Here is a 24,379-nt window from a genome sequence, read left to right on the forward strand (position 1 = left end):
TCGGCGGTCAGGCGGTGTTACCGGCGTCGACCGTGACCACGGTCCCGGTGATGTTCCGGCCGCCTTCGCCGAGCAGATATTCGACCATTGAAGCGACATCGTCGGCTTCGGGCAGGCGGCGCAGTGCGCTGCGGCCAGTAATGCGGCGACGGCCTTCGTCGTTCAGGGATCTGGTCAATTCGGTGTCGATGAAGCCGGGCGCGATCGCGTTCACGGTGATGCCGACCCTTCCGACCTCTCGGGCCAGCGAACGGGTGAAGCCGGCGACCGCGGCCTTGGACGCGGCATACACGGACAGGCCGCTGTAGCCGGTCGAGGCGACGATAGAGGAAATGTTGACGATCCGCCCCAGACCGTCGGCCATCATATGGCGCGCCACGTATTTGGTCAGGATGATCGGCGCCAATACGTTCAGGCGAATCAAGGCCTCGATTTCGGAATTGTGCATGGTCGCCAGCAACCCATCAGTGCCGATCCCGGCATTGTTGACGAGGCCGTAGATCGTGCCGAATTCGTCGCGCACCGATTTTGCGAAGACTGGAATCGCATCAGTCGCCGCAAGGTCGCAGGCGCGGAAATGCAGGCGCCGTTGTGCCTGGCGGATTGCGGCCGCGAGCTCCCGGCTTTCGCGGCGCGCTACCGCGACCACATTGTAGTCGCCGGATGCGGCGAGCCTGCGCGCAATCGCAATACCGATACCGCGGCTGCCGCCGGTGACGAGGACGTTACGCATCGGTGCGTGCCAGTTTTCCCGCTGCCGTGACGTCAAGCCGCTCGACGAAGCGGATCACTGCAGGCACCTTCCATACCATCAGGCAGTCCTTGCACTGGCTGAGAATTTCCTTGCGGATCGTCTCGTGGCGCTCCCGATCGGTGCCGTCGGCGAGGACGACATCGGCGACCACAATGGCGCCGGTGATCGGGCTCCTGCGCGATCGCGCGCGCGACATCTGGACGGAGGCGTGCCGGTTGATCACCGCTTCCACCTCCTCTGGATGCACCTTCAGCCCGCCGATGTTGATGATGCCGCCTCGCCGGCCGACGAAATGGTATCGTTCGCCGCGCAGCTCAACAATATCGCCGGTATCGACGTAGCCGTCGGCGTCGGTGAGCGGCGGCGCATCGGCGCCGACATAGGCGCGCGCAGTACGCTTGGAACGGATCCGCAGCGAGCCGTCGACCACCTTCATCTCAACGCCGCCGCGATTCGGTCCGATCAGGTGGGCAGGAAAACCCTCGCGCCCGTCGTCCACACTGAAACCGACGCCCGCCTCGGTCGAGGCATAGGCGTGGCCGATCGACGCATGCGGAAATGCCCGAGCCAGGCCGTCGAGCACTGCCTGGTCAGCGATTTCACCCGAGAGGCGGACATAGCGCGGCGAAAAGTCGGCGGCCGCGCCGCTCATCAGGAGCTTGCGCCAGTGCGACGGTGTTCCGGAGATGTGGGTGACGCCGCCCGTGCGCAGCCGCGCCACATGGGTTGCGATAGCCTCCCCGGGCTCCGAAAGCACCATCGATCCGCCGCCGATCAAGGCGCGCAGGAAGATTTGCAGGCCGCCGTAGCGACGGATGTCGTAGAACGTCGCCCAGGTTGCGTTCCGGTAGCGCGCAGGCCCGTCGGCGATGATCGCACCGGCGAGCCCATCGAGCGTATGCCGGACGATCTTCGGCAGCCCTGACGTCCCCGAGGTCAGCATCAACCACTCGGTCGCGCGGTCGACCTTCCATCCCACGGTCCTCCGTTCGGGCAGGTCGATGCCGATGACGATGTACTTGCCGGCAATACATCGCTGTAACGGCCGATCGGTGACGATGGTGTCGATCTCGGCCTGCTCGAGCAGGACCTGCAGGCAATCCCAATCGAGGTCGGGCGGGCATAGAAGCATGCGGCGGGCGACGCCGTCGAGCTCGATCATTGCAAGCGCGGACAGCAGCTGTCCCGACGTCGCAAGCAGCACCGAGCGGCCGGACAGCTCGCAGGATCTGCCAGTCAGGCAGCTGTACTGGACAATGTCGGTCAGCGATACGCTGTGCCGGGCATCGGAAATCGTGCGGTCCTTCAGCTCCGGGCCAAGATATTGGCGCAGCGCGAAGATGTCAGGCAGGGACATTCTCGTAGGCTCTGACGAACTCACCGAGCGTTGACGGGAAGGCCGCGTCCTCGGCGACAGTGAAGGGATCGATACCGAGCTCGTCCTCCAGTCGCGCAACCAGGATCGCGAATGCCAGTGAATCGAAGCCGGTTTCGTTGAGCGGCAGATCGTCCTCAAGCGGCGGAAGCGTGACCTTCTGTTCCTCGGCGATCTGCTTCATCGCGGAAAAGATCTTCGACTTGACCGACATGGTACACCTCACATTTCGGCTTTCCGGGCCGATGTTAGAGCCTGATTTCGCCTGCAACGATGCGCGCATAGACGGCCCGGTCGATCGAACGATAGTCGCCGGTCGCTGGATCGCGCAGGAACAGCGGATCGTCCACGACCGAAGGATCGAATCCCTCGCGGATCAGCCGCTGCTTCTTCTGCTTAAAGGTGTCGGTCGATTCTAGCGCCCGGCACAACCTGACGAAGGCTGGAACTGCATAGGACGGAAGCCGTTGCGAAAGGTGTTCTCTGAACATCCCGAAATCGAAACCTCGGTCCACCACCAAAGCCGCCATGCCCGCGCGGCCATCGGCTCCGGCAACGGCAACTCCGTAGGTCGAGGCGTCGAGAACGCCGGGGCAGTCCCGTATTGCGTCGTTCACTTCGCTGGTGGCGACGTTCTCGCCCTTCCAGCGGAAGGTGTCGCCGACGCGGTCGACAAAGTGCAAGTAGCCCTGCTGGTCGCGCAGCATCAGGTCACCCGTGCGGAACCAGGCATCGCCCGGGGTAAAGACGTCGCGCAGAATCTTCTTCTCCGTCTCGGCGGGATCGGTGTAGCCCTCGAAAGGAACGCCGTCGCGATCGGCGCCGCCGATGCACCCGACAGCCTCGCCCGTCTCGCCAGGGGCGCAGGCGATGCAGAGCCCGGCGTCGCTGCGCAGCGGGCTGCCGCTGTCGGCATCGACCTTGACGATCGAGGCGGGAAAGCGATGCGCCAGCACCGGCGGAATCCGGCCGATCGCGCCGGGTTTTCCTTCGACGTTGAAAAGCGAGAAATTGCCTTCCGTTGCGGCGTAGAATTCGAGGATCTGCGGAATCGCGAACCGGCTGGCGAACATCTCCCAGATGTCGCCGCGCAATCCGTTGCCGACAGCCAGCCGCAGCCCGTGCCGCACCTTTCGTTCAGACGCCGGCGTCTTCAGCAAATAGCGGCAGAGCTCGCCAATATACTGGAAGATGGTGCAGTCGAAACGCACGATGTCGTCCCAGAAGCTGCTGGCGGAGAATTTCTCCGCAACCACGACCGAACCGCCCGCGCAGAGCATGCTGCAGGGAGCTGCGACGCCACCCACGGAGTGGTGGAGTGGCAGGCAATCGTAGAGACGATCGTTGGTGGACGCGTCTGTCAGTCCGGCAAACCATCCGCCCCAGGTGAGAATGCGGCGATGACTGACGTTCGCCGCCTTCGGCAGCCCCGTGGTGCCCGAGGTGTAGATGAGGAGCGCGCGTCCATCGATCGTGACGTCGCCACGCTCGGCGGAGGACAGCGAGCCTGGCTCGAAAGCGGCGAGCGCGGCGTCCAGATCGCTGCCTGAGCCGCCGGTGCCGAGGCTCCAGCTTTGCGGCACGCGCTGCAGGTACGGACGTGCGGTCTCGAACGCATCCACGCAATCGGCCGCAAGGATGACGTGATCGGCCTGCGCGACGTCGATGCAGTGGGCAAGTGACCGGCCGACCAGCCTGGTATTGATCAGCGCCACCGTCCCGCCGACCCTGCTGATGCCGAGCCAGCAGGCGAGGTAGTCCGGCCGGTTCGGCATCAGCAGACAAACGGTGCGCCCTTCATGAAGGCCGAGGCTGCGCGCCCAGCGCGCATACCGGTTGATCCGGGCGGTGAGTTCTTCATAGGTGAAGGATTGGTCGTCCGAGAGCAGGGCAGATCGCTTGGGCTGACGCTGTGCCCATTCTTCCACGATGTCGGCGAACAACCAATGCGGCTGCGCTTCGACCCGCGCGGTCAGTGCGAAGGCTTGCAGCCAGGTCTTGGCGGCGGAACGTCTGCGCTGCGGCGCGTCGCGTCCGGTCGCCCGCTGGATTGCGGCTGAATGCAGCTGGGTCGGATCGACATCTGCGCGCACCTGCTCGCCAGTAGGCGAGGTCGCGGCCACGGCCACCGTGCAATCATCGTCGATGCGGCCTGCTTCGTTGTCGACGCAGCATCTCTGTTCAATCGGCTTCATCCCGACCGGGGTCCAAGCTGGTTGAGGATCATCCGCTCCATCGTCTTCACCGATTGAAAATTTTCGGGCGTGATCGCGAGTTGAGGAAGAATGAGATCGAACTCGGCCTCAACCTTGAGCATCAGCTCGACCATGCCCATCGAGCTCAACCCGATATCCACCAGCCGCGACTCCGGGTGGATATCGGCGGTGATCGCGTTCTGCTCGAGGACGCTCCTGACGACGGATAGAACACGGTTCTGAACGTTGACGGTAATGTCATGCATTTCAACGGTCCCTCGCCGTGACCGGGGCGTGATCACAATCGGGCGACGATACCCAACTGCACTTCCGGTCAATAGCTCTGCTTCGGAGGTACCTCGCTCGGGAGTGGAAGCTCCCTGGCACCCACTTTTGCGCCAACGACGCAACCAGGGAAGTGGGCTAGTTGTCGATTTTGAGGGGAATCATCTCGCGTGGTTCGCGTCGTCCAACCATGAAATCGAGGCTTTGGCCATGAGTGTGCAGGAAGTCCAGTTCCGCGACATCGCCCCGGAAATTGGCCGAGCAGCATTCTCTCCCGACGGCTCCTCGTTCCGGCAGCGGACGGCAAATGTCGCGGAGGTCGCTGCGATGGACGCCGAGGCGGTCGATCGCGAGGCGCGCTTCCCCCGGAAAGCGATCGACGCGGCGCGCAGCGAGAGACTTCTGGGCGCTCAGATTCCGATCGAGCTCGGCGGAGACGGTGCATCCATCTCCGAGGTGACCGATATGTGTTACGCGCTCGGCCGTGCCTGCGCCTCGGTTGGGATGATCTTCGCGATGCATCAGACCAAGATCGCGTGTCTGGTCCGCCACGGCAAAGGCAGCGGCTGGCACGAAAGTCTCATGCGCCGCGTGGCTGCCGAACAGCTGCTGCTGGCATCGTCGACCACGGAGGGCCAGAACGGCGGCAACATACGGTTCAGTTCGGCCGCAGTGGAGCACGCTGGTGCCGAGATTTCGCTGGTGCGCGACGCGACGGTGATTTCGTACGGCGCCGAAGCGGACGGCATCGTCACTGTCGCCCGCCGTTCCGACTCTGCCGCCGGATCCGATCAGGTGCTCCTGGCCATCACCCGCGACGACTATACGCTGGAACCCACTCTCGCCTGGGAGACGCTTGGCATGCGTGGGACCTGCAGCGCCGGGTTCAAGCTGAATTTCAGAGGCGCTGCGGACCAGATATTCCCGGTGCCATACGAAAGGATCCATGCGCAGACAATGACGCCCGTCGCCCATCTGTGCTGGTCCTCGGTCTGGGCGGGAATCGCGGCTGCGGCGGCGGACCGGGCGCAGCGCTTTATCCGCAAGGCCGCCCGCGGTGCGGGCGGCAACATGCCTCCCGGCGCGGCGCATTTCACCGCGGCCAAAATGACGCTGACGAAACTGCGCGCCATCATTGCCGCGAATCTCCAGTTCTATGAAGCTCGGGAACGGGACGAGCGCGCGCTGGCGTCCGTCGACTTCCAGTCTTCGATCAATCTTCTCAAGGTCGAGGCCTCCGAGCTCGCGGTCGCGACCGTTATGCACGCGATGCGCGCCTGCGGCCTGTCCGGTTATCGCAACGATACTGACGTAAGTATCGGTCGCCATTTGCGCGACGTGCTTTCAGCTCCGATCATGATCAACAACGATCGCATCCTCGCCAGCATGGGTACTGCTACGCTGATGAGCGCCGTCCCGGAATCCCTGCGCGATTGATATTTCGTCCTCGAAAGGAAATGGGTCTCGATATGAACGTGGCCATGTATCCCGCAACGCCGGAATCCGCTTCTCGTCCGTCCGATCCGCTGGACCATCTTTCCGATCTGCTGTTCCACGAGATGGGCTCTCCGGGGGTCTATGGTCGCACCGCGCTCTATGAAGACGTCGTAGAGCGGCTCGCGGTGCTGATCTCGCGGCATCGCGAAGCGGACACCGAGGTGATGCGCTTTCCCCCCGTCATGAATCGCGCGCAGCTTGAGAGGTCGGGCTATCTGAAAAGCTTTCCGAACCTCCTGGGTTGCGTCTGCGGCTTGCACGGCACGGATAGCGAGATCCATGCCGCAGTCAGCCGCTTCGAGGCCGGCGGCGACTGGACGCAGTCGCTTTCACCGGCCGACCTCGTGCTGTCGCCGGCAGCCTGCTATCCGGTCTATCCGATCGCAGCGAGTCGCGGTCCCGTACCGGCAAGCGGTTGGCGTTTCGACGTGGCCGCCGATTGCTTCCGCCGCGAGCCCTCGCACCATCTCGACCGGCTGCAGTCCTTCAGGATGCGCGAATTCGTCTGCATCGGCAGCCCTGATCGGGCCTTCACGTTCCGGGAGCGTTGGATCGAGCGGGCTCAGGAGATCGCCCGCGATCTCGGGCTGCCCTTCAGGGTCGACTACGCCAGCGATCCGTTCTTCGGCCGGGTCGGCCAGATGATGGCCCTGAGCCAAAAGCAAATGTCGCTGAAATTCGAACTGCTGGTGCCTCTGCGCTCCGAGGAGCAGCCGACTGCCTGCATGAGCTTCAACTATCACCGCGAACATTTCGGTGCTGCCTGGGGCATCGTGGATGCGGCCGGCGAGCCGGCCCATACCGCCTGCGTGGCGTTCGGAATGGACCGTCTCGCGGTCGCCATGTTCCACACGCACGGCGTAAACACCACCCGCTGGCCGACCGCAGTGCGGGACCTGCTCGGTTTCCCGCGGAACGACCAGTAGGCGGCGTCGGAATTGGAGAACGTGCAATGCGCCAGGGACATCCCGAGGTCGCCCGGGATCGAAGAGTCGAAGGACCCTCCTCAATGAGGAGAGAGACCATCGCCATCCACGGCGGCTTCAAGGACGATCCGGTCACCAAGTCCGTCGCCGTGCCGATCTATCAGACCGCCTCGTACGCATTCGACAGCGCCGACCATGGAGCCGCACTCTTCAACCTTGAAGTGGATGGCTTCCGCTATACGCGAATCGGCAATCCGACCAATGCGGTGCTTGAGAGACGCGTCGCGGCCATGGAAGGAGGCATCGAGGCACTCAGCGTGGCCTGTGGTCAGGCCGCGGTGAACTATGCGGTGGTCAATATCGCGGAGATGGGCACCAACATCGTCTCGGTCCCGCAGCTCTACGGAACCACGCATACGCTGTTCGCGCACATCCTGCCGAGGCAGGGCATTACGGTCCGGTTTTCAGAAGACGACCGGCCGGCGAGCGTAGAAAGACTGATCGACGACGATACGAGGGCGGTGTTCTGCGAGAGCGTCGGAAATCCGGCCGGAAATGTCTGCGACATCGAGGCGATGGCCGACGTCGCACACCGGCACGGCGTCCCGCTGATCGTCGACAACACGGTGCCGACGCCGATCCTGCTCCGGCCGATCGAATATGGCGCAGACATCGTCGTGGAGTCGCTGACGAAATTCATGGGCGGGCATGGCACCACGCTCGGTGGAATTATCATCGACAGCGGCAGGTTCCCATGGGCGGAGCATCGCCGGCGCTTCCCGATGATGAACGAGCCGGAGAAATCGTACCACGGGCTGGTCTTTACCGAGCGTTACGGGGCCGCTGCCTACATTGCGCGTTGCCGTGCCGTCTCCCAGAGGACCACTGGCGCCGTCCTGGCGCCGATGAACGCTTTCCTGCTGCTCCAGGGCATCGAAACTGTGGCGCTGCGGATCGAGCGGCACGTCGAGAATGGCGAGAAGGTCGCGCAGTTCCTGCGCAACAACCGCGCTGTCGGATGGGTGAACTATGCGGGCTTTCACGACAGCCCCTATTACGCGCTGACGCAGAAATATCTGGGCGGCCAGGCGTGTTCGCTGCTGACTTTTGGCGTGGCCGGCGGCTTCGAGGCGGGCAAGCGGTTCTACGACGCGCTGAAGCTCTGCAAACGGCTGGTCAATATTGGCGACGCCAAAACGCTCGCCTGCCACCCCGCATCGACCACCCATCGGCAAATGTCGCGCGAAGAGCAGGACAAAGCCGGCGTGCGGCCAGAGATGATCAGGCTGAGCGTCGGAATCGAGCACATCGACGACATCATCGCGGATCTCGATCAGGCCCTCTGTGCTGCGAATTGATGTTTCGTCAACCGTGAAGGTATTCGGATGGCTGTTTTAATTGATGTAGATTCGTACGAACACCACCTCTTATCGAGAGGGTCGCGCGGAAGCGATTATGCAAAGGCGTCAGCCGGAAAGCGGATGGAGTGTCTCGACATCGGGCTCATCAACAACATGTCGGATGCTGCCTTGATGTCGACCGAGCGTCAGCTGTTCGATCTGCTTGATGCGGCGGCCGGACGACTTCTCGTCAGGCTGCATTTCTATACGATGGAAGCGACCCCCCGTTCGGAATGGGGGCGCGATTACGTACGTCGATATTACCGCGGCATCGACGATCTCCTGAACAGGAGGCTGGATGGGGTGATCGTGACCGGCGCCGAACCCAAAGCCGCCAGCCTGACTGAAGAGCCATATTGGAGCACCTTCGTAGAGATCGCCGACTGGGCGAGGGAGAATACCGTGTCGTCGGTGTTTTCGTGCTTGGCCGTCCATGGGGCCGTCCTGCACTTGGACGGCGTTGCGCGGCACAAGCTGCCCGCCAAGTGCTTCGGTGTCTTCGCTCAAACGAAGAGGAGACACCATTCCTTGATGCAGGATGTTCCGACGACCTTCAGAATACCGCACGCTCGATGGAACGAGGTGCGGGAGTTGGATCTCCTGAACTGCGGATATTCGGTTCTGTCCGGGTCGGCGGAGGCGGGGATCGACTGCTTCGTCAAGCAGCAAAAGAATAGCCTTTTCGTCCATTTCCAAGGCCACCCGGAATACGAATCCCTGAGCCTGTTGGGCGAACATAGAAGAGACATGGGGCGCTTTCTCCGCGGAGAGAACGAAGTCTGTCCGACAATACCGAAGGACTATTTGAGCGTGGCGGCGGAAGAGATATTGATCGCTTTCCGACAGAAAGCCCTTTCCGACAGACGCCCGGAGCTTTTCGCCGACTTTCCAGCCGATCAGGTGGCGAAGGACCTGAACAACGTCTGGCATCTGCCGGCCAAGCGCATATACCGCAACTGGTTGCTTTACATGGTGTCGCAGCGAGCTGGACGCTCAAAGCCGTTGGGGGCGCGAGAGGCGGCTCTCTCCGCAGCCGGAATGCCCGCGCGGCGCCATGGACGCAAGTTGGTTGCCGCTCGATCCGCTCGCCTGGCGCGCTTGCCAAAGCTGATGATCAGGAATAGGACGCGGCTCGGATATTGCGAGTGAGTTCGGACCATGATCCGATGCCGCGAGATAGGATTAGCCGATCTTGGCGCCATCGCCGATCTTCTGACACGCGGCTTTCCGATCCGCTCGCGCGACTACTGGATCGACGGACTTCGGCGCCTGTCCGTGCGCGAGACGCCCGACAGTTTCCCGCGCTTCGGCTACATGCTCGAGCATGAACGGACGCCCGTCGGCGCTCTGCTGTTGATCTACACCGCACGGAACGATGGCGGCTGCGCCTCCATCCGCTGCAATCTTTCCAGCTGGTATGTGGAACCCGCATTTCGCGGCTATGCCCCGATGCTGACCAAGGTCGCGCAGCGCCACAAGGACGTCACCTACGTCAACATCAGTCCGGCAGAACGGACATGGCGGGCTATCGAAGCGCAGGGATTTCGCCGCTATTGCAGAGGCTTGTTTTTCTCCTTTCCAGCGTTGTCGCGTCCGGTCAGGGATATGCGCGTCGAAGTCGTCCGGCAGGATGCGCAGGCGGTCGACGGCTTGTCCGAAGCTGACGTCGCTCTGCTTGCACGTCACGCAGCCTACGGCTGCCTCAGCTTGGTGTGCCGCGCGGCCGACGGCCGCGTGGTTCCCTTCGTCCTGCAGTCAATGCGCATCAAAAACCGGATCGCGCCTCCGGTGATGCAGCTTATCTACTGCCGTGACGTGGCCGATTATGTCGCCTGCGCCGGCGCCATCGGCCGCTTCCTGCTCTGGCGCGGCCGAATCTCCGTCGCTCTCGACGCCAACGGTCGCATGAAGGAGCTCGTCGGCCTCTATAGGGAACGCCGCAAATACTTCATGGGTCCGCAATGCCCCCGGCTTGCCGATCTGTCGGATACCGAGCTGGTGATCTACGGACCATAACTCAGTCGTCCCAGAATGGAGGTTCGTCATGGTTCCCAACGCCAAGCCCGTCAGCCATTCGAGGACATGGACATTCTTCCGAGGCGAGTGGCACGAGGGCAATTTGCCGATCATGGGGCCACGCACCCATGGGCTCTGGCTCGCCTCGACCATCTTCGATGGCGCGCGCGCCTTTGCAGGCGTCATGCCCGACCTCGATCGTCATTGCGCCCGCGTCAATCAATCTGCGCTCAACTTCGGGCTCAAGCCGATCGTCGATCTCGGCACATGGCTCGGACTGGCGCGTGAAGGTATCGCTCGTTTCCCAGCCAATGCCGAACTCTACATCCGCCCGATGTACTGGCCGCAGAACGGCATCGGCGGCGGCGTGCTGTTCGATCCGGAAACGACCGACTGGTGCCTTTGCATCTACGAATCGCCGATCCCGGCGCCCGTCGGTAGCGCGATTACGCTGTCGCCGTTCCGCAGACCGACCGCCGAATGCGCGCCGGCCGACGTCAAGGCCTCCTGTCTTTACCCGAACAGCTCCCGTGCGCTCAGGGAGGCCGGTTCGCGCGGCTTCCAGAATTGTCTGATGCTGGACATGCTGGGTAACGTCGCGGAATTCGGCAATTCCAACGTGTTCATGGCGAAGGCGGGCGTTGTCTATACGCCGGCGCCGAATGGCACCTTCCTGAACGGAATCACGCGGCAGCGCGTGATCGAACTTTTGCGCGGTGACGGCATCACGGTGGTGGAGGCAACGTTACGCTATGCCGATTTCGTCGCTGCGGACGAGATCTTTTCGACCGGCAATTTCGCCAAAGTCGCGCCCGTGATCCGGATCGACGACCGGCAACTCTCGCCCGGGCGCTTCTATGCGCGTGCACGAAAGCTGTATTGGGATTTCGCGCACGGGGTGAAGCTTGCGGCGTGAGAGCTTTCGGCTGGCCCCTTTGATGGAACGATAGGACTTGCGAGCATCTCCAGGACCAGCCAGGATGAGCGCGCTACTGCAGGCAACTCCAATCCGGAAGATGACGATGCGAACGCTCTTTCAGCTCTGTGCCGACAGTGCTTGTAATAAACAGATCTGCTCTCGCATCCAACTCTCGTGGGCTATGGTGCAGCACGATCGTTTGACGCTGACGTCAGTGTACGTGTGCGCCGTTGGCTTCAGTCCCTCGTGCATGCCTTTCCAGATATCGAGCGAGGCGAGAGCTGGTTCGGTTAACTCTGCCTTGCAAGACGTCGGAGGGGTTGCATAGCAATCCGCGGTCATTTTTCTCGACACGAGTCGGATAACAGGAAACGCTACCGCCTCACGAGGATGGCCAACGCAAGGCCTCCAGCGACTCCAACAATAATGTGACCATTATCTACGCAAAACTTCCGGGCAGTTCGAAGTGCTCGCTTAGTCCAATGCGGAATCTCTTCTGACATTCGAAATCCACCAAAAATTCTATGGGCTCAAATCGTTGCGATCGAACGGGCGCGCAGCAAATCAAAGCCGATTCTGCTCTCTTGATGCGATGCCCTCAAGGCCACTGTTGCGGCGCGGGTGGTATGGCATCGCGCCATCCACACGAAATTGCGGCGGTCCAAGCGCATAGGATCTGAGCCATCGGGATCAATCTGCCGTTCGATCGAAGCTGGTCGCAGAGGTCAACACCAGCATCCGCCCAGGGTGTCGTCGGCAACTCCAATCCGGAAGATGACGATGCGAACGCTCTTTCCGCTCTGTGCCGCCCTGGCCTGTTTCTCAGCAGCGATGACTCTGAGCTCGTCCAACGCGAATGCGGTGTTCTGGCGCGGCCTGACCGCGCCAACCGACATCGACTATCACGGCTACTTCATCATCAATGAGCCTCCGCCCAGCCCGAGTCAGTGGATACGGGTGAACGGCGGCTATTACGTCAGACAGTGCGTCTACTAGAGATGTCTCAGCCATCGCCGGCTCCGCATCTTACCACCTGGCGTGTGTTCAGACGCACGGCGCGAGGTACACCAGCGTGTCGTTGGCCAACCGCAACAATGCGCGAACTCGCGGGCAGCTGGCTAACGCGAAGATCCCGGGCGCGTCGCACTGAGAACACCGCGCTGATGCCGACGCTTAAGCTACCGCAGCGATTAGCTCGACCTGCGCGCACATCCTGCTCGCGGTCGGGACAATGACCTCCTAGACGACAACGACGCTGGCAAGGTGGAACGCTGATGTGAGCGAGGGCGTCCGCACCGCTGACTCAGCAGCTGACTGGACCGCCTAAATTAGGCGGCGGACGACCTCGCGAATTAATCATGCCAAGACCCCGCGTCGGCCGGATGCCGGCAAGATCACCGCAGGAAAGCTCGAAGTGACCTTGAATAACGATGACCCCTATCTTTGCAATCACGCCGCCCAGATTTTGGCGGACTTCATGACGGCGCTCGTGGACAAGGCGCTGCTGCGCGCCGCCCGGGGCCGCCAGCATCAGCTTGGTCGGCGCCACGTCGTCGTGGCGCCTCAGCCGGCGAATCCGGCATAGCGTATAGCCTACATCCTGGCGTGCTTCGCCGGCGACCGCGTCGAGCGACGCCGCGACCTTGGTGGAATTTACCTCAGCCCCCGCGCACGCTTTGACGATCGTGACTTCATAGTCGCCGAGGCGCCGAGCAGACCGCATTGCTCCAGCGAAGTCCTTGGCGCTGAGGCTTCCCCAGATACTTTCGGCATCCTTCTCCGTCGTTCTCCGCTATCCTCTACCCCAAGTGCCTCGGGTATCGGGCCATCCGCCTCGCCCTCCGGTGTAACAGCGATAGCCGCAAGGATTCGCGGAACCATGCAGTAGTAACCGGCAGTCATGGCTAGTTCGATGCAGGCTTCGGGATCAAAGTGTCGGGCGAGCTCGGCATGGGTCGCATCATTCACCCTACCGGCCACCATGGCCTCAGTGAAAGCAAGAGCCGCTCGCTCCCCTGAATCGAAGGCATCCGACCATCGCCACATCGTCAGCTCTGCCACCTGCTGCTCAGGTACGCCTGCCTCTCGCGCCATCCGCCGATGCTGATGCCATTCGTAAAATGACTCGCTGAGCTGAGCGGTGCGCAGGATCATCAGCTCGCGCAAGGACCGTGGCGTCTTGCATTCACGGCGGACGGCGTAGGCGAAATCCACCCAGATCTTCAGCATGGGAGGTGCGTTCGCAAGGACTCGGTAGAGATTGAGCGGTCGGCCGCCGAGCTCTCGAATTTGCCGGGCTACCTCTGCTGGGACTTGGGCATAGGGATAACGTTGTATTTTCATGTCCAATCCTCATCCGCGCCAGACGCGCCGCCGTATTTGGCGTTTGTACTACACCGGAAGCAAGACTATTTCAGAATAGAGCTTGTCGAGCTCACTCGCAGTAAATAGCGGCGAGTGATAGAGGTAGGTCGTCACGAATGACCGTCCTCGGGGTTGTTCTGGAAGGAGCCCCTCGTCACAGACCAGACGAAGCGTCCGTTGGCGCCGCAAGATTGCCAGCTTGATGCGTTCGAGATGTCGTGCGAGCAGAGTCTGGTTGCTGCAATAGAGAATATCCGAGTACGCCATTTTAATTCTACCTCCTGGGCGACGTTTGACGACCAGAAAAGCGTGCTCCGGTCCGACGGTCGCGGACAATAGCAGGCAGTTGCAGCGCGCATGATCGTCGAAGATCAAACGCTGTTCATCGTCGAGCGATCGACGCACCCTTTCCGGGTCGAAACTGATCAACACACCCCGCTCGCGCAACGTGTCGACATGGAGCAGCGGCGGCAATTCAATCCTGCGCGTATTCCATCTAGCGAAGCCCATCGCTTCGAGCATTTGGGCTACGGCTGGCGCCGGTGTCAAAGCCGTGAAAGTCACGTTCTCCTTGCGGATCGCGGCGTCGAGAAGCTCGACCGCCCGTCCCCGATATTGGGGGAGCACATACCAGGACGTAAGATTGCAGACAACGCCAGCCTTTCCCCTTATCTTTCGGGATGCATATATCGCACCCAGGAATCCAACAATCTCATTTCCGACTGTGAGCAGGTGTCCAAGATCCGGCTTGTCATCGAGCCACGGGTAGTCAAAAAGGCGCCGCCAGGCGGGAAGCGACACGCGGGTGAGCCCTTGATGGAGAAATCGGCAAAGCGGTTCGATGTCAGCGGGCGTCACTGGACGGATATCCGGGTGCGATCGGCTGCGCGTTGCCTTCGGTTCTCCGTCGCCAACAGTTCCGCGTATCAGGGAAGCAATACCCGCAATAGTCGGGGATTCAATCAGGGCGCCGAGCGGTAGATCGCATTTTGTGCGCTCCATGAGCTCAAGAAAGAGGTTCAGCACTGTTATCGAGTCTGCGCCAGATTCCAGCAAATTTTGTGACCACTCGGGAGAAATACCCAACACCGACTCGCAAATGCGCTGGAGCGCTCGTTCAAGTGCGCCAGGGGCGTCCAGATTTCTTAACGTGCTGTCCTCCGGCTGGGGAGCAATCTCCCTGGCACGCTCGCGCAGCTCGAATTTTTGGATCTTGCCGGTCGAGGTTTTCGGCAAAGGCCCGAACACGATGCAACGTGGCACCTTGAACTGCGCCAGATTGGCGCGACACCAAGCGATGATGTCCACGGCCGGAACCGGGTTGACATCCGGCTTGAGCGCAACAAAGGCGCAGGGAATCTCGCCCCAGAGCGGGTCGGGCTTGGCGACGACCGCCGCTTCCATGATCTGCGGATGGCGGTAGAGGACCTCCTCGATCTCGAGCGAGGAGACGTTGTCGCCGCCCACGATGATGATGTCTTTAGAGCGATCCTTGATCTCGATGTAACCGTCGGGATGGCGGACGGCTAGGTCGCCGGTATGGAACCAGCCGCCCTTAAAGGCCGCTTCAGTGGCGGCCGGGTTTTTCAAATACCCCTTCATCAAGGTGCTGCTGCGTAGGACAAGCTCACCCAACGCGCGACCGTCCGCTGGGACGTCGGTCATCGTCTCCGGGTCGACAACACGTTGAGTGTCGAACGTCAGATAGGGCACACCCTGACGCGCCATCCGGGCCGCGCGCTGCGCTATCGGCAGGTCGGCCCAGGCTTCTTGCCAGGCACAGACCGTGGTCGGGCCATAGCTTTCGGTCAAACCGTAGAGGTGGGTGACGCGAAAGCCCATTTGCTCCATCGCCTCGATCACCGCGGACGGCGGGGCCGCCCCCCCGGTCGCGACTTCAACGACGTGGTCGAAGCGGCGCTTCAGCGCTTCCGACGCATTCACCAGCAGGTTCAGGACGATTGGCGCCCCGCAGAGATGGGTAACATGGTGCTCGGCGATCGCCGCAAAGATCGGCGCCGGATTGGCGCGGCGCAAGCAGACATGGGTGCCGGCGACTGCGGTCACGGCCCAGGTATAGGTCCAGCCGTTGCAATGGAACATCGGCAAGGTCCACAGATAGACCGAATCGCGATCGAGTTTGAAGGTGATCGCGTTGCCGATGGCATTCAAAAATGCGCCGCGGTGATGATAGACGACGCCCTTCGGGTTGCCGGTGGTGCCTGAGGTGTAATTGAGGGCGATAGGCTCCCATTCGTCCCGCGGCATAGCCCAGTCAGCTGCATCGCCTTCGGCGAGGAAAGCCTCGTATTCAGTCCCGCCGAGCGACGCGCTACCCGGGACATCGTCGATTTCGACCAGGTGAATCGGACGGCCAAGCTCTTCGAGCGCGGCTTTGACAATAGGTGCGAATTCGCGGTCAGCGATCAATAGCTTTGCTTGGCCATGCGCCAGGATGAAGGCGATAGAGCGAGCGTCGAGATGATAGTTCAACGCATTCAGAACCGCCCCTGCCATTGGCACGCCGTAATGCGCCTCGAGCAGTGCCGGTATGTTTGGCGCCATAACGGCGACAGTATCTCCTGTGTGGATGCCGCGGCCGCGCAACGCCTTGGCGAGCCGCCGACAGCGGTCGTAGAACTCGCAATAAGTGAACCGGGTGGCGCCATGAACGACCGCAAGCTTGTCGGGATAGACCGTGGCAGCGCGAGGCAGGAAAGTAAGTGGTGTCAGCGCGGTAAAGTTCGCCGCGTTGCGAGCGAGGTGCGGCGCATTGTAGGAACTCGGCCCTTCGCCCTTGTCTGTACGCACCGAGGACGCCCGTTGCGCGTCACCACGCGCGTTAGGGGACACGACAGCGCCAAACCACATCAGCGACTTCGCCAGCACCATTCGTAAGGCCCCGCGTCTGCCGCGAACCAACGCAGTGCGCTTCTATACAACCGGCGCTGAATTGGGTCGAGCAACGCAACAAACTATTTATAACCTGGATTACCACTTTCGCGGTAGGCCGCGGTGGGTCGGGTCTTCCGGATTAGTGTCGCCGAGCCGCGGATCGTCTGGTCCAAGAACCACTATGGTTATAGTTCGTGCACCGCCACACCTTGGTTGCCATTTGCTAAGGTGGCGACTGGCGAGAAGAATGACGTTCTCGCGTCCGTAGGCGCCGCCGAGCGTTCGCCAACCTGGGGTGGCTGTGGGCCGGGTCCGGGGCGGACACTGCATGGGTTACGGTCCGTAGATGGCGAGCTCGGTGTCCGACAGGTCGGCAAGCCGCGGACGCTGTGGACCTTTGAAGTATTTGCGGCCGCGCGACTGGCTGTAGAAGCCGACCATATCCTTGATGCAGGCGTTGGCGTCGAGAGCAACCGAGATCCGGCCGTGCCGGAGCAGGAACCGTCCGATGGAGCCGGGCAGGTGACGTAGTCGGCCACATCGGCGCAATAGATCAGCTGCATTGCCGGGACTTTGATGCGGCGCACTCGTAGCGGCTGCAGGATGAAGGGAGAGCAGGCGCCGTCCGCCGCGCTGCACACCAGGCTGAGGCAGCCGTAGGCCGCGTGACGCGCAAGCAGCGCGACGTTAGCTTCGGACAACCCATCGATCGTCCGGGCGTCGTGGTGGACGACTTCGACGCGCATGCCTTTCGCGGCGCGCGAGAGTGCCGGAAAAGAGAAGAACAAGCCGCTGCAATATGCACGGAATCCTTGGGCTTCGATGGTCCGCCAAGTCCAGTGTGCCGGACTGATGTTGACGTAGGTGACGTGCTTGTGGCGCTGTGCGACAGTGCTCAGCATCGTCGCGTAATTGCGAAAGCCCGGCTCCACATACCAGCTCGAAAGATTACAGCGGATCGATATCCCGCCATCGTGGTCGCGTGCGGTATAGATCACAAGCAGAACGCCAACAGGCTTCTCCGCATTGTCAAGCATATAGCCCAGGCGGGGGAAACCCTCGGGCACATCGCGCGCGAACTGACGGCGAAGGCCGCCTATCCAGTACTCGCGCGAGCGTTCAGCAAAGCCACGTGCCAGAAGATCGGCGACTGCATCGACATCGCTTGTTGTTATTTCGCGGCATCGGATCATAGTCCGAGTCCGTCGTCGGAACCATTGCCGACGAATCGGCAACTCCTTTGTCCAGCATCATCTTTGCAAATTGTGCGGTCGGACATGACAAGCATTTGCTGATGCATCACCAAACATTCTGTGTGTTTACGAAATCTCGAGTGCTTCAGGTTCTCTGCGAAAGCGTGGTTTGCATGCGGCTCCGCAATCGACATATCGCCAACTAAAACGTTGAACAGCTGCGGAAGGTTCATCAATATTCGTCCGAAGTAACCAATACCGGTACTCTGGAACTTGTTTTGCGGCCGGTTTGAAACGACCGCCATCCTCGATCACCATCATCGATGGGAATTTTCAAGACGCAAATGAACTGTCGTCGTAGCCGTGACGGGTCCGGCGAAATAGGACCGGTCCCCGCGTAGGGAGCTTTATCACCACCGAAACGAGAAATGAACAGAGGACTCGCAGGTGGTTCGTCCTGCGCGGCCCCTTCGCATTCGCACGCAAACTCTTGACTTGCAGGTTTGAAGCCTGTCCCGCCGCGACTCCTCGGCCCGAATTTTCCGACCGGCCGGACCGGCTGCTCAATCGCTCATGAGCCCCAACGCGGTCCTAACTGGTGAAGAAGCTTGGGCAGTTCATGGATTCGGTAAGCACAGAGCACCGGAGGCGGACGCACGACTTACCGCGTCGATTTGTCGAACCGGCAACGGCGTGCGGTGGGCCGGTTCACCGAAGATCTTGGCCAGGACAGCTAACTCGTGCGGGCAATGCTCAGTAGCGTGGCACCGGCGCTGCATAGGCAGTGCCGAAGCCGCTGAAGTGATAGTTCAGCCGAACCAGACCGATATCAACACCGAGGCCGCCAACCCTGGGATTTCCTCCGTGGCAACTTGGCAGCTTTCCGGAGGCATGAGTCGACGCGCTTCGCATCTTTGGTTCCTTACGCCGGAGCCGACATCTTCCGCGCGGCGTGGCCTTCTTCGGCGCTTTCGGCGCAAAGCGGACATCAACCATCCGACAACCGCCGCTAAATCCGTCGCAATTGACCCTGGCTGCGTGAAAACGACGAGTCAGATAGAGATCGTCTCGGGGTTTTCGGAGACGATCGATGCGACGGTTCATTGAAGGCGCGGATCGCGATCAATCGACGTTGTTACCGGAATGTCTCGATGATTGGGTCGGTGAGAGCAATCCTGTTCGCGTTGTCGATGCGTTTGTCGAAGAACTTGATCTCGACGGGTTGGGTTTTGAGGACATCGAACCGTCGGCGACCGGGCGACCCGGCTATCATCCAGCGGTGCTGCTCAAGCTGTACATCTACGGCTATCTAAACCGCATCCAGTCGAGCCGCCGGCTGGAGCGGGAGGCAAGACGCAATCTCGAGGTGATCTGGCTGTTACAACGGCTTTCGCCCGACGACAAGACGATCGCCGACTTTCGTCGCGACAACGGCCTCGGCATCAAGAAGGTGTGCGCGAAGTTCGTTGAGCTTTGCCGGCGGATGGGATTGCTGACGAAAGCGAGCGTCGCTATCGACGGATCGAAGTTCAAGGCGGTCAACACGCGTGACAAGAACTTCACAAAGGGCAAGGTCGAGCGCCGTCGCCAGCAACTGGAGGAGAGCGTGTCGCGCTATCTCGCACAGCTCGACACGGCGGATCTGCAGGAGCCATCTGAGACTCTCGCCGCGAAGACGACGCATCTGAAGGAAAAGCTCACCAAGCTCAAGAGCGAGATGCACAAGCTCGAAGCTTACGAAGAGGCGATGCTGGCATCACCAGATCAACAGATCTCGCTGACCGATCCCGACAGTCGGTCCATGGCAACGAGTGGCCGTGGCTCGGGCGTCGTTGGCTACAATGTGCAGATTGCCGTAGATACCGAGCATCACCTCATCATCGCGCACGAAGTAACTAATAGCGGCTCGGATCGCGCTCAACTGGCAAACATGGGCAAACAGGCCAAGGCCGTGCTCGGCGCCGACAAGCTCGAGGCGTGGCCGATCGCGGCTATTACACAGGCGAAGAGATCAAGGCTTGCGCCGACGCTGATATCCTTGTGACTCTACCGAAGCCAAACACGACAGGCATGGAGGCGAAGGGCAAGTTTGGAAAGCACGACTTCGCATACCTGGCCAAACAGGATGTGTATCGCTGCCCGGCTGGGGAGTTGCTGGCATATTGGCTCACAACAGTGGATGGCGAACGCACCATTAGGCGCTACGTCACGAAAGCTTGTGGGAGTTGCCTACTGAAGGCGCGCTGCACCACGGCCAAAAACCGCGTCATCTCTCGTTGGGAGCATGAGTACGTCATGGAGGATGCCCAGAGGCGGCTCGACGCTGATCCTCAGGCGATGCGTCGCCGTCGCGAGACGGTCGAGCATCCGTTCGGCACACTGAAGATGCGCATGGGCGCGACGCACTTCTTGACGAAGCGCTTGCCGAAGGTCGCCACTGAAATGGCGCTGCACGTGCTCGCCTACAATCTCACGCGCGTGATGAACATCATGGGTGCTGGTACGCTGATCGCGGCGATTAAGGCATGAGGTAGGAGCGCTGTCGCGCGCGTGCCGCCAACCTCATCATCGATCACAGCGGCTCGGGCAAGCCATTCGGCTGGCTTCCGGCGCCTCGCCGGAAATTGGGCGCCAATCCGGACCCCACGGGGCTGTTCCAAGCGGCGCCACCCCGCAACGAAACGTTTTCACGCGGCCAAGACCCGAAACCGACGTCAGCCGTTCCTAATTTAGCATCATCCGGTACGATCACCTTATGTGAGGTCTCATTCGCTCCCAAGGCCTGCGGCGCTCCAGAAATTGCAGCGAAAACAAGATCTGACAGGCTTGCCGCCAAAGTGTCGCTTCATACCGGCTCAACCGATCGAGCGGGTAGCTGGGCAGGTTCGACAGGCGCAGGAAAGCGCAGGTGACTCCATCAGTATCGCCCTCCGACACCGTCATGGAGGCCGATCCCTCAACATCAGCGTTGTTGTGCTCCGGAAACTGCGCCGCAGCCTCAAGCGAGATGGCACTACGGCACAGCGCCTCGACTGTTTCCTGAGGTTTTTTCTGTGCTTGCCGGCGTTGCCGAAACTGGAGCAACTGCCGGGCCTGGATCTCGAACAGCCCGCTCTCAATGGCGGTCGCTCGACGGAGGCGCCAGAGCAGGCTTGCCAATCGGAGCACGAGCTCGCGCTCGACCGACGATTGCGCATCAAAGTCCGCGGTGATGGTCATCTCGAACGCGGCGTAATCTTCCGCGTCTTCCAGCGCATCGATCACGGTTTCGGCGGTCAACCCATGGCGGACCGCATTCTGCCGTGACCGCTTCCTGCCGTCCGCCGTCACCGGACCGGTGCTGAGACGCGCATTGCGACGGTTGGATTCGAGCTGTCGAAAGGAGGTCATTCGTCTTCGGCCCTAAACTGGGTTCGTTTCGTTATTTTGACCGCCGCGCGTCGCAGCCGCGTTGAATCGGGCGCCGTTCGCACTCCCGTCGAACTCGTCTGGGCCGGCGGTCTCAAGGGCATGCGTTTTCTCCCAAAGTGCGGCAGCGACATCCAACGGCGCGATGCCGTAGCCTTGCCACCAGGCCCGTTCATTGCCGCGCCGATGAAGTTCGCGGTGGTGGAGCCGGCAAACCGGAACGGTAAATCGGTCGCTGACCTTGCGGCCCACCGCGCGCTGCTCGGCGAACTTGACGTGATGAGCGTCGGAGGGCGTACGACCGCAGATCAGGCAGGGCTGTGTGGTGACAAATTTGAGATGGGGGCGATTGCGCTGACGGACTGGCTTGCTGCGCACGACGACCGTGTCGCTGCTGGATTCCGCCCGTATCGGCTCGCATTCAGTACCGGGCGAGCTCTGATCTCTCGCCGCGGAGACGGTCTGCGGTTGCTCAAGCAGCCTGAGCTTGGCTTCAAAGGCTGACTCGACGGCCTGCGCGTCCGAGATTGAGAGTGGGTTCTTGAGAGGAAGCGCCCGGTACGCCCAGGCTGTCAGCGAATTGGCATCCCTGAACTGCTCAACTTCACCGGCCAGTTGGTCACGCAGGCGCGCTGAGTCTTCAGGCGTGAGCTCGACCGCTTTGTGCCGCCGTTCGCGCACGCGGCTCGCGAAGGTCGGCGCAGTCCGGTTGCCCGCCAGCGCTGGCGACGGCGAGGCGGACCCGGGAGGGGTTGATCGGTCCGCAGGCGGGCCATTTGCGGCTTGCAAGGGACTGGCCGACACCACCAGATCGGGTGCGTCCAGATCATCCTCCCCGGCAATGCCGACCAGGGTGAACAGGGCGTAGCGGCGGGCGTAGGTGAGGGCCGCGCCCATGCGATGGGGGGCGGCGGTCTCGGCGACCGGGCACACCGGCCAGTCGGACGCGATCCATTCCCCCGAGGTGTGAAGGAGAGTGGTGGTCAGCTTGATCAGCCCGGTCTCCGGCTCGATCGAAGTCGCCTGGACGGTGGCGATCTCGTGCTTGGTCAGGCATTTCCGGACGATCTCAAGACCGCTCGCCAGCGAGGCATAGCGGAATGTCCGCGGCTGCTCCCGCGGGAAAGGCGAGGCGATTGTTGCGGTGAGAGCCTTTTCCGGGTTTTCCAGCGCGGCCTGCGCCTTCGCAAGGGCGCCGGCAATTTGACTGATGCTTTCGCTCGATCGCTGCATGTCGATGCCTGTCAAAGCAAGAGAGCGCCTATGGTCCGGCTAACAGCTCAAAGCTGATCGCGCCGGATTTCGAGCGCTTGGCCCGCAGGCCGTGCGCAGAGGCCTCTTTGGCGTCTTCGGGCACGAGCGCCTTGAGCTCGATCTTGGCGCGCTCGTGCTCCCCGGCGGCGTCACGGGTGCGCCGGTAGATCGCCGCAAAAGCGGCCCAGGCGTTCGAGCTGCTCATGTCGACCACCCGGACCGCCTCTGGTCGCGGCCTCGGCGGCTCGATTCCGAACAGATGTGGCGGCTCGCCGCTCTCCACACAGCGCCAGAACTTCTTCTCCGCCGTGAGCAGCAGATGCTGGTACAGCGGATCGGCCCGAATGGTCATCTCCACCCACTTGCCGCCGCCCGTGATAATCGACAGCACGGCCGTCCGCGACGCCGTCACCCACATATTGTGCTGCAGCTGCGCCATATGCTTCTCGGCGGCCGCCTCTTCGGAGAAATTCCAGGGCAGCATGAACTTGGCCTCAAACACCGCGCCGGTCGCCTCGATCCGTCCATCGAGCGTTGCCGCCATCCAGCGGTGCACCGGATGCATGACCCGGCGCTGAACATGGCCAACGGCTTGCCCGGTGTTCTTCTCGTACCAGTACCGGTTCAGCTGTTCGGTGGCATTTCCGAGCTGGACCAGCAGATCGCCCGACAGATCTTCCGGCTCAACTTCGCCCCGCTTCTCCTGCCAGAGCCGGAGCAGCGCCGGCGCATTGTCGCCCATGATAATGCGGGCATCGGAGCCGCCGACGAAGGCGCGCCGATCCACAAAACGCTTTGTCCCAATAGCCGAATTCATCCAACATCCTCCAACACGCGAATCAGCTCCACATGGGTTATTTTAACCCATTTAGGTTAAAAGTCAACATGGTCGGTAAGCTGTCTGGAGCTCAAATTAGGGCTGGTAGAGCGCTGGTCCGGTGGAGCGCCGCCGAACTGGCACAGGCTTCCACGCTCGGCGCTAATACCATTCGTCGCGCGGAAGTCAGTGACGGTGAGACTTCCTTGACCGCGGCTAACGATCAGGCGATCCGCCGTGCATTGGAATCAGCCGGCGTCGAGTTCATTGACGAAAACGGCGGAGGAGGCGGTGTGCGATTTCGCAAGCCAAGCAAGAAGCTATCGAGGTAGACGGCGCTGAAGTGCACAGCCGGCCGACGCCTGGGCCGCGAAACAATCATCGCGTTTCCTGCCTCCGTGGATGACATCCGAGGCTGCCTTATCTGAGACCTTTCACCTCCTCGGCGGACGCGGAATTTTAGCTGTCGTATTATTGGTCCGTCGCGGCGTTCTTATTTGCAGTTACCGGTTTGCCGATCATCCGGACACCGGGCTCAAGCTGCTAGAGAAATATTCGCAGGTGCCATGAGTTTCGCAGATGCTTGCCTCGTTCGGATGACCGAGGTCGTAAACGATCGCACATTGGTGACAACGGATGCCGACTTTCAAATCTATCGGCCGGCACGATCGGCAGATGATTCCGTGCGTGCTCCCGCATTGAAGCCGGCTCAACGGTCGGGACGCATTGAAAACGGCGGCCGTCGAGTTCATCGGTGAGAATGGTGGATGAGCGAAGGTTCGCTTTTCGGAGCGGAGGAGTGATCGGCCGCCGGGTATACCAACGGCCCGCGGATTTGACTCACATTTGGGCTTCCTCAATCAGTGAGTTTCAGAATCGATGTTGCAGCTTAAACCGGAGAATATCGATGGGGGCGGCGGTAGCGATTACGCGGCTTGATTTGACCGCCGGCGAGCTTCTGGTTCTACGCGAGCGCGCGTTGCGGCAAATCGACCATCGTCAGGAGCTTGCGGCGAGGTGCAGGCGTGCGTCGGAAATGATGTTGAGAGATGGCGCAACTTACCGCCTGTCGTCCATGCAG

18 protein-coding genes and 2 pseudogenes are annotated in these 24,379 nt (G+C 61.5%); 9 read left to right on the top strand and 11 right to left on the bottom strand.

Going from position 1 to position 24,379, the window contains the following annotated elements:
* Nucleotides 1–7: 7 nt before the first annotated feature.
* Genes YUU_RS0128330 through YUU_RS0128350 form a run of 5 tightly spaced genes read right to left on the bottom strand, consistent with a single transcriptional unit; the run spans nt 8 to nt 4,590 of the window.
* Nucleotides 8–733 (bottom strand): SDR family NAD(P)-dependent oxidoreductase, encoded by a 726-nt coding sequence (locus tag YUU_RS0128330; RefSeq protein ID WP_027525415.1) that lies wholly within the window; start codon nt 731–733, stop codon nt 8–10.
* Nucleotides 726–2,111, bottom strand: a complete 1,386-nt coding sequence (locus YUU_RS0128335; protein WP_027525416.1) for a class I adenylate-forming enzyme family protein — start codon at nt 2,109–2,111, stop codon at nt 726–728. The genes YUU_RS0128330 and YUU_RS0128335 overlap by 8 nt, the downstream gene beginning before the upstream one ends.
* Nucleotides 2,098–2,343: an acyl carrier protein gene (locus tag YUU_RS0128340; RefSeq protein ID WP_027525417.1), complete on the bottom strand. Its 246-nt coding sequence runs from the start codon at nt 2,341–2,343 to the stop codon at nt 2,098–2,100. Before YUU_RS0128340 ends, YUU_RS0128335 begins: the two co-directional genes overlap by 14 nt.
* Before the next feature lie 34 nt (nt 2,344–2,377).
* Nucleotides 2,378–4,324 (bottom strand): long-chain-acyl-CoA synthetase, encoded by a 1,947-nt coding sequence (locus YUU_RS0128345; protein WP_156944550.1) that lies wholly within the window; start codon nt 4,322–4,324, stop codon nt 2,378–2,380.
* Nucleotides 4,321–4,590, bottom strand: coding sequence for a phosphopantetheine-binding protein (locus tag YUU_RS0128350; protein ID WP_027525419.1), 270 nt, complete (start codon nt 4,588–4,590; stop codon nt 4,321–4,323). The genes YUU_RS0128345 and YUU_RS0128350 overlap by 4 nt, the downstream gene beginning before the upstream one ends.
* Nucleotides 4,591–4,819: 229 nt before the next feature.
* Here YUU_RS0128350 and YUU_RS0128355 point away from each other — a divergent pair, with 229 nt between their 5' ends.
* The 8 genes from YUU_RS0128355 (at nt 4,820) to YUU_RS58960 (ending at nt 12,952) form a co-directional block, all read left to right on the top strand.
* Nucleotides 4,820–6,046 (top strand): acyl-CoA dehydrogenase family protein, encoded by a 1,227-nt coding sequence (locus YUU_RS0128355; RefSeq protein ID WP_027525420.1) that lies wholly within the window; start codon nt 4,820–4,822, stop codon nt 6,044–6,046.
* Nucleotides 6,047–6,078: 32 nt separating this feature from the next.
* A complete protein-coding gene (locus tag YUU_RS0128360; protein WP_027525421.1) occupies nt 6,079–7,032 on the top strand; it encodes an amino acid--[acyl-carrier-protein] ligase in 954 nt (317 codons plus the stop codon).
* Between the two features lie 83 nt (nt 7,033–7,115).
* Nucleotides 7,116–8,390: an O-acetylhomoserine aminocarboxypropyltransferase/cysteine synthase family protein gene (locus tag YUU_RS0128365; protein ID WP_027525422.1), complete on the top strand. Its 1,275-nt coding sequence runs from the start codon at nt 7,116–7,118 to the stop codon at nt 8,388–8,390.
* A 27-nt stretch (nt 8,391–8,417) separates the two neighbouring features.
* Nucleotides 8,418–9,581: a homoserine O-succinyltransferase gene (locus YUU_RS0128370; protein WP_027525423.1), complete on the top strand. Its 1,164-nt coding sequence runs from the start codon at nt 8,418–8,420 to the stop codon at nt 9,579–9,581.
* Nucleotides 9,582–9,590: 9 nt separating this feature from the next.
* Nucleotides 9,591–10,448: a hypothetical protein gene (locus YUU_RS0128375; RefSeq protein ID WP_027525424.1), complete on the top strand. Its 858-nt coding sequence runs from the start codon at nt 9,591–9,593 to the stop codon at nt 10,446–10,448.
* A 28-nt stretch (nt 10,449–10,476) separates the two neighbouring features.
* Nucleotides 10,477–11,364, top strand: coding sequence for a branched-chain amino acid aminotransferase (locus YUU_RS0128380; RefSeq protein ID WP_027525425.1), 888 nt, complete (start codon nt 10,477–10,479; stop codon nt 11,362–11,364).
* Nucleotides 11,365–12,147: 783 nt separating this feature from the next.
* Complete coding sequence (locus tag YUU_RS0128390) at nt 12,148–12,363, top strand: hypothetical protein (protein ID WP_027525427.1); 216 nt, start codon at nt 12,148–12,150, stop codon at nt 12,361–12,363.
* Between the two features lie 418 nt (nt 12,364–12,781).
* Nucleotides 12,782–12,952, top strand: a complete 171-nt coding sequence (locus YUU_RS58960) for a hypothetical protein (RefSeq protein WP_156944551.1) — start codon at nt 12,782–12,784, stop codon at nt 12,950–12,952.
* A 68-nt stretch (nt 12,953–13,020) separates the two neighbouring features.
* Here the strand turns inward: YUU_RS58960 and YUU_RS55255 are convergent, their stop codons facing one another.
* From YUU_RS55255 to YUU_RS51970, 3 genes and pseudogenes are all read right to left on the bottom strand, one after another.
* Nucleotides 13,021–13,710, bottom strand: a complete 690-nt coding sequence (locus YUU_RS55255) for a carboxymuconolactone decarboxylase family protein (protein WP_084801587.1) — start codon at nt 13,708–13,710, stop codon at nt 13,021–13,023.
* A gap of 48 nt (nt 13,711–13,758) precedes the next feature.
* Nucleotides 13,759–16,623, bottom strand: a complete 2,865-nt coding sequence (locus YUU_RS62790) for an AMP-binding protein (RefSeq protein WP_063621749.1) — start codon at nt 16,621–16,623, stop codon at nt 13,759–13,761.
* Nucleotides 16,624–16,959: 336 nt separating this feature from the next.
* Nucleotides 16,960–17,819: pseudogene (locus YUU_RS51970) on the bottom strand (acyl-CoA acyltransferase).
* Between the two features lie 1,090 nt (nt 17,820–18,909).
* Here YUU_RS51970 and YUU_RS51975 point away from each other — a divergent pair.
* Nucleotides 18,910–20,348: pseudogene (locus YUU_RS51975) on the top strand (IS1182 family transposase).
* 219 nt (nt 20,349–20,567) lie between these two features.
* Here YUU_RS51975 and YUU_RS0128435 read toward each other — a convergent pair.
* From YUU_RS0128435 to YUU_RS0128445, 3 genes are all read right to left on the bottom strand, one after another.
* Nucleotides 20,568–21,098: a hypothetical protein gene (locus YUU_RS0128435; protein WP_035663558.1), complete on the bottom strand. Its 531-nt coding sequence runs from the start codon at nt 21,096–21,098 to the stop codon at nt 20,568–20,570.
* A 123-nt stretch (nt 21,099–21,221) separates the two neighbouring features.
* Nucleotides 21,222–22,475, bottom strand: coding sequence for an ERF family protein (locus tag YUU_RS51980; RefSeq protein WP_063621752.1), 1,254 nt, complete (start codon nt 22,473–22,475; stop codon nt 21,222–21,224).
* Between the two features lie 13 nt (nt 22,476–22,488).
* A complete protein-coding gene (locus YUU_RS0128445) occupies nt 22,489–23,298 on the bottom strand; it encodes a YqaJ viral recombinase family protein (RefSeq protein ID WP_027525432.1) in 810 nt (269 codons plus the stop codon).
* Nucleotides 23,299–24,379 lie beyond the last annotated feature (1,081 nt).

It is taken from the genome of Bradyrhizobium sp. Ec3.3, from assembly GCF_000472925.1.
In the GTDB taxonomy this organism is placed as follows: Bacteria; Pseudomonadota; Alphaproteobacteria; order Rhizobiales; family Xanthobacteraceae; genus Bradyrhizobium.